Annotated in this window: 9 protein-coding genes; 5 read left to right on the top strand and 4 right to left on the bottom strand. The window is 36.9% G+C overall.

Features of this window, described 5'->3' with window-relative positions; translation table 11 throughout:
• Positions 1 to 76 precede the first annotated feature (76 nt).
• Positions 77 to 556 (bottom strand): hypothetical protein, encoded by a 480-nt coding sequence (locus QNJ50_RS26295; RefSeq protein ID WP_300641490.1) that lies wholly within the window; start codon positions 554 to 556, stop codon positions 77 to 79.
• Positions 557 to 910: 354 nt separating this feature from the next.
• Positions 911 to 1,453 (bottom strand): N-acetyltransferase, encoded by a 543-nt coding sequence (locus QNJ50_RS26290; protein ID WP_300641488.1) that lies wholly within the window; start codon positions 1,451 to 1,453, stop codon positions 911 to 913.
• 211 nt (positions 1,454 to 1,664) lie between these two features.
• Between QNJ50_RS26290 and QNJ50_RS26285 the strand changes: the two genes are divergently transcribed.
• A complete protein-coding gene (locus tag QNJ50_RS26285) occupies positions 1,665 to 2,033 on the top strand; it encodes a hypothetical protein (RefSeq protein WP_300641486.1) in 369 nt (122 codons plus the stop codon).
• Positions 2,034 to 2,422: 389 nt separating this feature from the next.
• Here the strand turns inward: QNJ50_RS26285 and QNJ50_RS26280 are convergent, their stop codons facing one another.
• Positions 2,423 to 3,466: a glycosyltransferase gene (locus QNJ50_RS26280; RefSeq protein WP_300641484.1), complete on the bottom strand. Its 1,044-nt coding sequence runs from the start codon at positions 3,464 to 3,466 to the stop codon at positions 2,423 to 2,425.
• A gap of 353 nt (positions 3,467 to 3,819) precedes the next feature.
• Between QNJ50_RS26280 and QNJ50_RS26275 the strand changes: the two genes are divergently transcribed.
• The 4 genes from QNJ50_RS26275 (at position 3,820) to QNJ50_RS26260 (ending at position 12,639) form a co-directional block, all read left to right on the top strand.
• Complete coding sequence (locus QNJ50_RS26275; RefSeq protein ID WP_300641482.1) at positions 3,820 to 4,152, top strand: formylglycine-generating enzyme family protein; 333 nt, start codon at positions 3,820 to 3,822, stop codon at positions 4,150 to 4,152.
• A 301-nt stretch (positions 4,153 to 4,453) separates the two neighbouring features.
• Positions 4,454 to 6,814: an SUMF1/EgtB/PvdO family nonheme iron enzyme gene (locus QNJ50_RS26270; RefSeq protein ID WP_300641480.1), complete on the top strand. Its 2,361-nt coding sequence runs from the start codon at positions 4,454 to 4,456 to the stop codon at positions 6,812 to 6,814.
• Positions 6,815 to 7,302: 488 nt separating this feature from the next.
• On the top strand, positions 7,303 to 9,264 hold the full coding sequence (locus tag QNJ50_RS26265) for a bifunctional serine/threonine-protein kinase/formylglycine-generating enzyme family protein (RefSeq protein WP_300641478.1): 1,962 nt from the start codon (positions 7,303 to 7,305) through the stop codon (positions 9,262 to 9,264).
• Between the two features lie 453 nt (positions 9,265 to 9,717).
• A complete protein-coding gene (locus QNJ50_RS26260) occupies positions 9,718 to 12,639 on the top strand; it encodes a bifunctional serine/threonine-protein kinase/formylglycine-generating enzyme family protein (protein ID WP_300641476.1) in 2,922 nt (973 codons plus the stop codon).
• 184 nt (positions 12,640 to 12,823) lie between these two features.
• On the opposite strand, the gene QNJ50_RS26255 is transcribed toward QNJ50_RS26260, so the two are convergent.
• Positions 12,824 to 13,742, bottom strand: a 919-nt coding sequence (locus QNJ50_RS26255; RefSeq protein WP_300641474.1) for a phosphoserine transaminase, incomplete at its 5' end; no start/stop codon positions are given.

The raw sequence follows: 13,742 nt of genomic DNA, 5'->3' as shown, positions 1-13,742 counted from the left end.
AAAATTTACTAATAATTTGTCTTGAAAACCCTTTAGTCCGGTTCCATTTGCTTCCATTTTTTTTCGGGTTAAACGATTATTGGTCAAAATGAGAATTGCTGCCATCTGAATGTAATCGTAAATCGTTGGGATAAGGAAGATTGTAAAAACGATTTTCGCGACTGAGATCGGCTCCAAGGTCGAAAGTGGATACAGTTCTAAATCCGGTAATAAAGTCAAATATTGAACTCTGGGGTCTAATATTAGTAATATCTTCCCGTTGATTAATGATCGATTGATTCGTATTTGATGTTTCAACCGAAAGATTTGAGATAATTGGGTTGAAAATTGTGTCTAGAGCATCATTTCCTATATTTAATTCAGGAGTAGGAAGACTTTGATTCAAAAACTGCTGTATTTCATCTTGGTAGGTATTTAACAGAGTCCCAACCAAAGGATTTTGACTATTAATATTAGGTAATAATTCTGCGATCGCACCACTTAAAGTAAATCCTTCCGTCTCAGAATTTGGCAGTCCTAAAAAATTAGTACCCAATTCCAATAAAGTATTTCCCATAACATTTTATTTTGTTTTATACAAGTATTTTTACTGACAGTAATTATCTCATAATTATAAGTCATATTCTGCACCCCAGAATGTCACAATTGGTTTCGAAATATAAAATTGTAGCACCATGAAATCCACATAATAGCTACCATAATCTCATAAAATCCAAAAGCATAGTATGGCTACTCTACAACCCAGACGGTACACAAACCTACTACACAACATTTGGTGACAAAACTTCTGAAACCGAAACCTTATTGTTATTGCACGGTATCGGTACAGACCATGAAATGTGGAAACCACAAATCGAAAAATATTCATCACTTGGATATCATCTGCTCATATTTTGACTTGCGCATAGCGCTATTCTCGCCAATATTCAGGTTTATTGAGAGTATCAGCACAAATGACCTGACCAGAAATAGAACCGATTGCACCTGGACGAAGAGCTTGAACCATCCATGCATCCGCATGTTTATCTGGGATAGGATATGGTGCATCAAATCCAAGACGACCTGCTGGTTTGAAACCACGTCTTGAATAGTATTCCGGATATCCGAGTACAAATACCAGAGCAACTCCTGATTTTGATAAAAGTTCTAATCCCGTTTCGATTAGCTTTTCCCCAATTCCTTGCTTTTGAGCATCAGGGACTACTGCTAGAGGGGCTAAAATCGCTATTGATACTGGTAGCCTATTTTGATTATTTCTGAGATGAGCCTTGGTAAATAAAATATGTCCTACAGGGCGTTCATCTTTAAAAGCAAGCAGAGATAAAATTGGGTATGCACTGCGATCGCTTACAAGATACTTCACTAACTCAGCTTCTTCTTCTTCACCAAAGGCTAAACGCTCTACCAATAACACATCTTCCAAATCTGAATTCGACGCTTCCCGTATATGCATTTGTTTCTCCATCTGTACTATGAAAAAATATGAGTTAGTTTAATTAATAGACATCTTTGCAAAATAATTCATACTACCAAAATTAGTGAGATTGCTTCCTTGCATCGCAATGACAATTCAGTTTACATAAATCCTGTTCACAAACTAAGACCTTTACAGTTGTTAACAAAAGTTGAAAAATAGATATGGCGGATAAACAAAGCTTGAAAGAATGCTGACAAAAATCAAGGGGTTAGTCTTTGTGGGTGTGGGTTATATGCTCTCACCATTATCTTGGTGGAACGACCTGTTCTTTAACCTACCCATCGCTTATCTTTTCGGTTACGCAGTCAGTTGGATTTCTCAGGATTTGTTTTTACCCTTTACGATTATCGGTTATTGGATATCCAACGTTTTGGGTATTTTGATGATGCAAATGGGGGTAACAGATATTTTTGTGGAACAGCAGAAAGAAAGAAACCTCAAGAAAGATTTATTGGTGGGTTTGGGAAGTTCAACGGCTTATACATTCTTAATTTTAGGACTGTTTTACTTTCACGTTCTCGAGTTACCTGATTTCTTATTTGCGAATAGTCATTAATTAGGAACAATACTGTTTTTATACATCGCATTTTAGCTCATACCAAAAAAAATCAGAGCCCATTGACTCTGATATTGTGACCCATTTATTTAGAACTTTGATAAATCATCTTGGAGAAAATAAATTTCACCTCAGAGAAGATAAATTTACTAAAAACGATGATTTGTCAAACGTTTCACAAGTTAAGACCTCACTAGTTGCGTAAAAATAGAGTTTCCAAGCTCGTTAATTGTTAATACGGACGACTTTTATTTTTTATGCAGTTATCGTAAAATTTTTCCCATAAACGAGTAGATGTACTTACGTGAATCTAACAGGCTGCTGTTTTTTGCTCGCTCAATAATCCAGTTTGCTTCCCAAGTTCGTCTAAATTGGGTTTAAAGCCCCTACTACACCTGCGATAATTCTTGTGTGTTTGATTCAGGTTTATTGATAGGTCTTAATTCCAGCTTATTTTGAGCAAAATGTTCTGCATAACGATTGGTTAGATAGCGATTCAAAATTCTATCAAAGAATTTCAAAGCTCTTTTCAGAGGTTTATTCTCCCAACCGAAACTCACGCGACGTACAAAAGGTTTAATTATTGTCCCACTACGACGCCATCCCAATTTCTTGTGTTTGTTTTTGAAATATCCATCTTCCGACAAATCCCACTTTTCACGGATATGCTTCAAACTATCCAGAGTCCAAGCATCACTCCAACGCAACATATAAAAGTGCATATCCGTTAAGTCCTGGGGAGGAGCAGGTACATATGTGATCAGACTATCAGGTTCAAAATATACCTTACCTCCAGCCTCCGCCACTGTCATGCTGAAATCAAGGTGCTCTTTGGTATTTAGCATCCCCTCGTCCAGATAACCGATGCGCTCAAATATTTCCGTGCGAACTAGCACGCAATGGAATTCTGCTAATTCTGTTTCGGTACGTTGAAGTTGGGGACGTAAATCTGCTACTTGCTGACCTTGTTTGTACATCTTTTCACGCAGATGTCGTCTACCATTGACGTCGGTAACAATGTGGGATTCTCCACCTGCAAAATGAATTCTTTGATGTACTGGTTCTTTTTCACACATCAGAGGACCGACTACCGTTGCACCTGTTTCCTCTGCACAGTTAATTAAAGCTTTGAGCCAATTTGGAGATACAACTACATCATTGTCAGCAAACACCACATATTTAGTATCGACATGGCTTAGACCGATATTCCGAGCGTGATTGGGAGATAGATAGTAATCTGTACGAATAACTTTAAAGTCTTTTTCTTGCGCCTGACTTTCTATATATTGTCGAACTTTCTTTGGGGAATTCCCATCAACATAAATTAATTTGAAAGGTAATTCTGTATGTTCGTAAATACTTTCTAGAGAGCGTTGGGTACAGCTAAAACGCTCCCTTGGTACTACTACAATTGTTACTTGTGGTTCTTGCATACTTAGTAATCTATTACAATACAAATTAATTCTAATGAGGAAATATTTAGTATTTTTTGAGCCTACATATAATTCATATTGTATTCAAAATTACTCACAAATATTAATTCATGAGAAAAAATTAATTAATTTCACTTTAAATATAAGTTTACGCCATTTTTGATCTATATATTTTTTGAATTCAACTTGACATTAAATTTGAGATTATTTATTAGCCCAAAAAATTATTTTGTGTTTTTCGTTCTCAAGTATTAGTTAGGAATTACCATTAATTATAGGTATTACTAATAGTATCTATTAGAGCAATATATGTATTGAAAATTAATTTTATTTTTTGATTTCAAGTAACTGTTATGATCATTATTAAATTTACTGTTACAAAATGTAATTTAATAAGTATCGAAAAAGTTTCTCAAATAATTGTATATGATATGCATGGGAATATTCGGGAATGGTGTCAAGATACCTGGCAAGACAATTATAAAAATGTACCCAATGATGGTAGTCCTTGGATCGAAGACAACAATAATACTCATAGGGTATTACGTGGTGGTTCTTGGAGTAATCTTCCAGCATATTGTCGCTCAGCTTTTCGTTACTATGACGATCCCAACTACGGCTACGAAGATTTTGGGATGCGAGTTGTTTGTAGCATTTCGCTAAGTAATAATTTACCGAAAAAATAACTAGTAATATTTAAGACATTTAAACCTCTGTTTTTTTGAACTGTATAAGCCTAAAGGATGTTTTTTGAAAATAAAATTATTATCTTCAGATGTATGATTATAGAGTGTAATCTATGATTTTTTGATCAAATAAAGTATCTTTTCCAAATAATTAAGTTAACAGAATATCTCGAAAACTTTATTAAAAAACACTTATTTGTTAACTTCATAGTCAAACAATTTAAATCATCTTGCAAAATTTTACCCAAGAAATTTAAACTCTTCTTTAGCGGAATTTGGGGAGATTTGAAATACCGTGATAATGTTAGCTGGACGTTATGAACTTATTCGTCAACTAGGTGGAGGAGGTTCTGCAATTACCTTTCTCGCTAGAGATATGATGCAACCAAGTAGACCTTTATGTGTAGTCAAGCAACTGCGTCCTCATCGAACACACCCACGAGCAATAAAATTTTTCCATAAAGAAGCAGTGATTTTGGAAAAGTTGGGAAAGCATCCTCAGATACCCCAGCTCTTAGCACATTTTAAAGAAGGAAATAACCTCTACATTGTTCAAGAATTTATTGGAGGCAAAGATTTAACTAATGAGATATTTCCAGGAAAACGCTTGAGTGAAGATGATGTTCGTAATTTATTACAAGATATTTTAGAAGTATTATCATTTGTACATAAATATGGGGTAATTCATCGAGATATCAAACCCCAAAACCTGATGCGTCGCCGGGAAGATGGGAAAATAGTTTTGATTGATTTTGGTTCGGTTAAAGAACTGGGAAACTTGATAGTCAATTCCCGTGGAGAACTGGTTTCCAGTATAATTGTTGGTACGCCAGGATATATGCCTAAAGAGCAAAGTTTAGGTAAGGCTTGCTTCGCTAGTGATGTTTATGCGGTGGGAATGACTGCAATTACCGCTTTGACTGGTGTCAAACCTTCTAAATTAGAGCATAATCCCCAAAATGGTGAAGTAATTTGGTTAGAAAGGACACAAGTTAGTCAGGATATTGCAGAAGTTATTAACAAAATGGTGCGTCGTCATTTTAGTTTGCGTTATTCATGTGCAAATGATGCATTGGAAGCTCTTAATAATCAAGCACTTCCACCAGCACCAATAAACCCAATAAAACTAATTCCAACTTCCAAACCGCAACAAATAACCCCAACACCAACACTGACACCAACTTCTTCTCCCAAGCCAGAACAAATAAACTCAAATCTAACTTCAACTCCACATCCTTCCCCTAAAACACAACAAATAAGTTCAAATTCAACATTAAATCCCAACCCAAATCTTTCCTCTGAGGTAGAAACAACAAACTTAGAAAGCTCAAATCTACCTCATCCAAGCTCACATCCTTCTTCTAAAACACAACAAATCAGTTTAAAAGCCTCAAATATAAAGCCTTCGCAGAAACCACAACAAATAAACTCAAACCAAAAATCAAATCTAAACACACATTCTTCCCCTAAGTCACAACAAACAAGCTCAAAAGATTCAATAGCATCAACTCCAAACCCAGATTTTTATCCAAAGTCACAACAAATAAAATCAACCTCAAAATCACACCCAGATTTAAAATCAAACTCAGATTCAACACCAAATCCAAATCGAAATTCAATATCAAACTCAATATCAAACTCAATATCAAATTCCAATTCCTATATTTCCCCTGAATCACATCAAACAATCTCAAACCCAACGCCGACAACACAGCCAGTAAACCAAACATCACCAGTTCCATCACCACCAGTTAATTTGTCGCGTCGGAAAGTTCTTCAGATTATTGGTTTTACAAGCGGTAGCTTTCTAGTCACTGTTTTAGGAAAAACTTTATTCCAAAGTAGCCCAGATCAAGTAGTGAAAGTTGACGCAAGTGGAAATATTATTAATCGTCAATTTTTAAATATTAAATACTTTACAGAAGATTTAGGTAATGGGATTACTTTGGAAATGGCATCAATTCCCGGTGGTAACTTCTTAATGGGTTCTCCAGTAGATGAGGAAAAAGCAGATAGCAGTGAAACCCCACAGCATAACGTAACTGTCAAACCTTTTCTTATCGGTAAGTTCGTTGTTACCCAACAACAGTATGAAGCAATCATGGGTAAGAATCCTTCTCTATTCAAAGGAGAAAAATATCCAGTAGAACAGGTAAGCTGGAATGATGCCATTGAGTTTTGCAAAAAACTGACAGAGAAAACTGGAAGAACGTACCGGTTACCCAGTGAAGCTGAGTGGGAATATGCTTGTCGTGCTGGAACTTCCACTGCATTTTACTTCGGCGAGACAATCACCACGGATTTAGCAAATTATAATGCCAGCAACTATAGCTATGGTGATGCACCAAACGGTCAATATCGTGGGCGGACAACAGAAGTAGGAAGCTTCCCTCCCAATTCTTTTGGTTTATATGATATGCACGGTAATGTCTACGAGTGGTGTCAAGACATGTGGCATAAAAATTACAATGGTGCTCCTAATGATGGTAGCGCCTGGATTAGGAATACTAACGATCCTCGTCGAGTCCTACGCGGTGGCTCTTGGCGTTACTATGCTGACCTCTGTCGTTCTGCCAGACGCTACTACAATAAACCAGAACTTAAGTTCAGCCACTATGGTTTTCGAGTGGCATGCAGTGAGATACCCAAACTTATTTGGTAATATTTTAACCTTGATACTTATTTTGCCCCTTAACCCAAGCAAGATATTTTGATTTAAAACATTTTGATTTGTTCAATTTTGAAAATAATCGTCATTATTTAGATTTTTTGTCGCAAAATTTAATATTGTGTCTATTTAATCACTTTTTAAAGATATAGCTTTGTAGTTACACTGCTAAAATTCATTTATAGCGTTAAAGTAAAAATAGAGTAGAATTACGGAGTTTTATTATTCTTGATTTAATTTCAGGCATAAAGTAACACATTTTCACCAAAAAATATCCAAAACTATCGTAGAAGTTAAAAACTGAATTAGTTAATCTCTTAAACGTATCTCTAAAAAGTTAACTCCTAAGAGTTTAGCTATCATCGTCCTATTAAGTTTTTTTGTTATAAAGTTATCAACGAGACAAAATAAATCATTTTCTGAAGTTTTAGTTTGAATATATAAGCTCTGTTTTATCTTTATTGCGGGAGATTTGGGGTATTGTGACTATACTCGCAGGTCGTTATGAAATTAATCGTCAACTAGGTGGAGGTGGTTTTGCAATTACCCTTCTAGCTAGGGATATCATGCAACCAAGCAAACCTTTATGTGTTGTCAAGCAATTACGTCCAAATCAAACACAACCGCGAATAATAGAGTTTTTTCACCAAGAAGCAGCTATTTTGGAGAAGTTAGGGCAACATCCTCAGATACCCCGACTATTAGCCCATTTTCAAGAAGGTGATGACTTCTATATTGTTCAAGAATTTATTCAAGGGCAAGATTTAACTAACGAAATATATCCGGGGAAAATACTGAGCGAAAATTATGTCCGTAATTTATTGCAAGATCTTTTAGAAGTATTGTCGTTCGTACATCAGCAAGGAGTAATTCATCGAGATATCAAACCCCAAAACCTGATGCGTCGTCGAGAGGATGGGAAAATTTTTCTGATTGACTTTGGTGCGGTTAAAGAGTTGGGAACATTGGTTGTAAATACCCAGGGAGAGATAGCTTCAAGTATTGCAATTGGTACACCCGGATATATGCCGACCGAACAAGGTTTAGGTAAACCTTGTTTTGCCAGTGACATTTATGCTGTGGGAATAATTGCAATTGCAGCTTTGACTGGTATTCAAGCTTCTGAGTTGGAAGAAAATCCCCAAACAGGTGAGCTAATTTGGTTAGATAGGGCAGAAGTTAGCCCCCATCTAGCAAAAACAATCAGTAAAATGGTGCGCCGTCATTTTAGTTTGCGTTATCCTTCGGCTAAGGATGCATTGCAAGCACTTACCCGTGGTGCGAAATCAACACAATTATCGACATTAACAACACTACAAATAGCACAGAAACCAAAAGAAAAATTCAAGCTAGAAGCAGATAAATTATCAGCTTTAACAACTATTTTTTACATAGGAAATGATTGGAAACGTCGCAAATTTATTCAAACTATCGGTTTAGTTGGAGGTGGTTTTATCGCTGCTATTTTAGGACAGCAAATATTTAGTCAGAAAATTTTACAAAATATCTTAAATAAAGGTTTAACTGAAAATAATCCTTCAAATCCTTTGGATTCAGATATTGCTGAAATCCCAGAAAAACCTATGATGGGAAATACGGTTCAACCCCCATCGCCAAATCGTGCTAATGCCCTTAAGAGTTTTGAATTTGAAATAGTTACAGTTAACCAAAAAGGAAAGATTGTGGAGATACAACCGGGTAGCGCCAAGTATTTTACAGAGGATCTGGGTAACGGTGTCACATTAGAGATGGTAGAAATTCCTTCTGGTAAGTTTATTATGGGTTCGTCACCCAGTGAAGAAAAACGAGATACTGATGAAAGTCCCCAGCGCGAAGTAAATCTTAAACCCTTTTTTATGGGTAAATTTGCTGTGACTCAAGCACAATACCAAGCTGTAACTGGCAAAAATCGTTCCGTATTCAAACAACAAAGAGCTCCTGTAGAAAGCGTAAATTGGAATGATGCCATTGAATTTTGTCAAAAACTAACTGAGAAAACAGGAAGAGAATATCGCTTACCAACTGAAGCTGAGTGGGAATATGCTTGTCGAGCCAGAACTACAACACCTTTTTATTTTGGTGAGACAATTGCCAGCAACTTGGCAAATTACAACAGTACTTCGACTTATGGCGATGGGATTAAGGGGCAATATCGTAACCGAACAACAGAGGTAGGGACTTTTCCCCCCAATGCTTTTGGATTGTATGACATGCATGGTAACGTTTGGGAATGGTGTCAAGACACTTTACATAAAAATTACAACAACGCACCCAATGACGGCAGTGCATGGATTAGGAACAGTAACAATCGTTTCAGGGTACTTCGAGGTGGTTCTTGGAATTCCGCTCCTTCTGATTGTCGCTGTGCTAACCGCTACTGGTTTTTCTTTACGAGTTACTTCAACTACTTTGGTTTTCGAGTAGTGTCTGATATTGCGCCGTAACTCCTTTATTGAGATTTAAACTATCTATTTTGGTCGTTTAGGAAGACTTTTCGGCATAAATGGCAAATTTTCCCGCGAAAATCTACATTTTAGTTTATTTATCTTGCTTATTAGTAAATTTATAGAATGTATAAAACTCAGAATTTTTTCCATTAGGCAAGACAACCACTGACCTGTATTTATACTATATTTTTGACCTGTTTTTTCAGTTCTATTTGGATATCATTGTTTTTTTTCATAATAATAGTAATTGCTGCAAATTTTAATTGCTGCAAAATATTTTATGACAACCGTGTAAAGCATCTTTGAAGCAACAAAAAATCCCAAATTATTATGGAATTTCAACTAATTTATAAAAACTTCATTAAAACAAAATTTTCGAATGAAGCTCTGAATTAGACAATTTAAAGTATATTGCGAAATTTTAGTTCAGATATTTAAACTCTGTCTTAGGTGAATTGGGGAGATTGGGATATTGTGACCACATTAGCTGGACGTTATGAAGTTACTCAAAAAATAGGTGGTGGTGGTTTTGCAATTACTTTTCTTGCAAGAGATATCATGCAACCAAGTAAACCTCTATGTGTGGTTAAACAATTACGTCCAGATCAAACACAACCGCGAATAATAGAGTGTTTCCATAAAGAAGCAGCAATTTTGGAAAAACTGGGAGAACATCCTCAGATACCCCGATTACTAGCACATTTTCAAGAAAGAGATAATCTTTACATTGTTCAAGAATTTATTGAAGGACACGATTTAGGTCAAGAAATATCTCCAGGTCGGCGATTTGATGAGGCTTTTGTCAGCAAGTTATTACAAGAAGTCTTAGAAGTATTATCCTTTGTGCATCAGTATGAAGTCATTCACCGAGATATAAAACCTCAAAATTTGATGCGTCGTCGAGAAGATGGAAAAATTTTTCTGATCGATTTTGGCGCAGTAAAAGAATTGGGAAGTTTAATTGTCAACTCTCGTGGCGAACTTGCTTCAAGTGCAATCATTGGTACGCCAGGATATATGCCAAACGAACAGGGTTTAGGTAAAGCTTGTTTGGCGAGTGATGTTTATGCTTTGGGGATGACTGTAATTGCTGCATTGAGTGGGGTTCAGCCTTGTGAGTTGGAAGAAAATCCCCAAACTGGTGAAGTGATCTGGTTGGAGCGGGCGCATGTTAGTCAAGAGCTAGGAGAAGTAATTACAAAAATGGTGCGCCGTCATTTTAGTTTGCGTTACCCTTGTGCACAAGATGTATTACAAGACCTTAATTCTTCAAACCAAATACAATTCTCAATATCTTCTCAGCCAGGACTGTTAGAAAAAAATACTGGACAGAGTTCTCAAGAAAAAACACCTACACCTCTAATATCCCAATCACAAGGTCAAGCAAAACCACAACCTTCAAGCACACCTAAATCTCAACAATCATTACAATCAAAACAATCATCGGGATTTTTTCCCAAACCTTCTTCCCCCGTCACTTCTTCCCCAGATTATTCTCCAATCAGTTCTTCCTCCAAAAAATCTCCAACAACAAATAGTTGGAAACGCCACAAAGTGAATCAAGAATCAGATTCAGTTGAAAGTAGATTTAATGCTGCTATTTCCAGAAGAACAATATTACAAAATTTTTCAGGAGAACAAAGTATTTCAGATGGTTTGAATACAGGGAGTTCAGAAAAATCTGGCAATGAAAGCAGTATTAAATTTTCATTATTTAACAGTAAAACTACTCTCAAAAGTTTTAACTTTGAAGTGATTACAGTTAATTCCAAAGGAGATATCATCAAAAATCAAACCCACAGTGCCAAGTACTTTATAGAAGATTTAGGTAATGGAATCGGTTTGGAAATGGTAGAAATTCCTGAAGGTGAATTCTTCATGGGTTCTTCGGTGCTTGAGGAAGGGCGAGATGATGATGAAAGTCCTCAACATAAAGTCAATATAAAACCCTTTTTCATGGGTAAATTTGCTGTGACCCAAGCACAATTCCAAGAAATTATGGGTAAAAATCCTTCTCGTTTCCTAGGAGAAAAACGTCCTGTAGAAAAAGTCAGTTGGAATGATGCAATTGAATTTTGCCAGAAATTAACAGAAAAGACAGGAAGAATATACCGTTTACCTAGTGAAGCTGAATGGGAATATGCTTGTCGAGCCAGAACTACAACACCGTTTCATTTTGGTGAAACAATCATCACTAATTTAGCAAATTATGATGGTAATTCTACTTATGCAAATGCACCCAAAGGAAAGTATCGCCAGGAAACAACGGAAGTAGGAAGTTTTTCTGCTAATGCTTTTGGCTTATATGATATGCACGGTAATGTTTGGGAGTGGTGTGAAGATACCCGACACGATCGCTACAATGGTGCACCCGATGATGGTAGTGCTTGGACTGACAGCAATCATCGTTGTCGCGTACTGCGCGGCGGTTCTTGGTATATAAATACTGTGTTCTGTCGTTCTGCTTATCGGTTCGATCGCAGCCCGCTAAGTACAGAGCATGACGTTGGTTTTAGGGTAGTGTGTGGTGTTCCTTATCTCAAAAGTTTTGATTTTGAAATAGTAACAATTAACGCCAAAGGAAATATTATCAATACTCAATCTAGTAGTGCTAAGTATTTTACAGAATATTTGGGGAATGGCATTAGTTTGGAAATGATAGAAATTCCCAGTGGTGAGTTTTTTATGGGTTCGCCAACAGGTGAAGAGGGACAAGATGATGATGAAAGCCCTCAACATAAAGTTAATATAAAATCCTTTTTTATTGGTAAGTTTGTTATCACCCAAGCACAATACCAAGAAATCATGGGTAAAAATCCTTCTCATTTCCCTGGGGAAATGCGCCCTGTTGAACGGATTAGCTGGTATGATGCAAATGAATTTTGCCAGAAATTAACAGAGAAAACCGGAAGAACATATCGTTTACCTAGCGAAGCTGAGTGGGAATATGCTTGTCGAGCGCGAACATCATCACCATTTTACTTTGGTGAGACGATTACCACTAACTTAGCAAATTACGATGGCAACTCAACTTATGCAAATGGACCTAAGGGTAAATACCGTCAGGAAACAACAGAAGTAGGGAGTTTTCCTCCCAATGCTTTTGGTTTGTATGATATGCACGGTAATATTTGGGAGTGGTGCGAAGATACCCGACACGAGCGTTATTATGGCGCACCTAATACGGGTAGTGCTTGGGTTGAAAGTGACGGTGATAATGACAATCGTTCTCGAGTTTTGCGTGGCGGTTCTTGGTATATCAATCCTGTATTCTGTCGTTCTGCTTACCGCTTTGATCGCAGTCCCGCCAGTATGGAGTATGATGTTGGTTTTCGGGTAGTTTGTAGTGTTTCCTCTAAGGCATTTTCCTAGGACTTTAACCTTGGACTAAATTATTTGTTTCAAACAAATTCTGAACTAAACTCTATCAAACCATAAGCCATATCTCTTATTCCCACACTCCCCACACCTCTCACACTCCCCAACACTCCTCACACTCAATAAGTAACCTTCTACCGGGAAACAGTATTAACTGTTCATTCAACTCCTCATCAAATTACCCATTTTTCTTCTTAATAGTTGCAAAACCCCAGTCCAACCATTGAGTCAAAGCTTCCATATCTTTGCTATCAACAGTTGCACCACCCCAAATCCGCAAACCGGAAGGAGCATCGCGATAAGCACCGATATCATATGCAACCCCTTCTTTCTCCATTAGAGATACTAACTCTTTGGCTTTAGCTGCTTGTTCTTCCTCGCTTAAAGACTTGTACCAACTATCAACAATAATTAAACAAATGGAAGTATTGGAACGAATTGATTTATCCGCAACTAGGAAATCAATCCAGTCTGTTTTAGCAACCCAATTTTCTAAGACTTGGAGATTTTTCTGAGAACGTTCAATTAAAGAATTCAAACCACCAATAGATTTTGCCCAATTTAAGCCATCTAATGCATCTTCAACACATAACATCGAAGGTGTATTAATTGTTGAGCCTTGAAAGATTCCTTCAATTAATTTACCGCCTTTAGTTAAACGGAAAATCTTTGGTAGGGGTCTGTCCGGAGTATAACTTTCTAATCTTGCAACTGCACGGGGTGATAAAACTATTACACCATGGGCAGCTTCTCCACCCATAACTTTTTGCCAAGAATAAGTTAATACATCAATTTTATGCCAAGGAATATCCATTGCATATACAGCAGAAGTTGCATCGCATAGGGTCAAACCCTGGCGATCGTCTTTAATCCAATCTCCATTGGGAACCCTAACACCGGAAGTTGTTCCGTTCCAAGCGAACACCACATCTCTGTCTGTATCTACCACCCCGAGATCGGGAATTTGACCATAATCAGCTTTGTAAGCATTAACATCTTGAAGTTTCAACTGCTTGGTAACATCAGTTAGCCAACCTTGACTAAAACTTTCCCAAGCTAAAACATCGACACCTCTTTCCCCTAACATTGTCCACATT

Source organism: Mastigocoleus sp. MO_188.B34, assembly GCF_030065675.1.
Taxonomy (GTDB): domain Bacteria; phylum Cyanobacteriota; class Cyanobacteriia; order Cyanobacteriales; family Nostocaceae; genus Mastigocoleus.
Note: the sequence above shows the minus strand (reverse complement) of the source record. Positions and strands in the feature narration are given on the sequence as shown.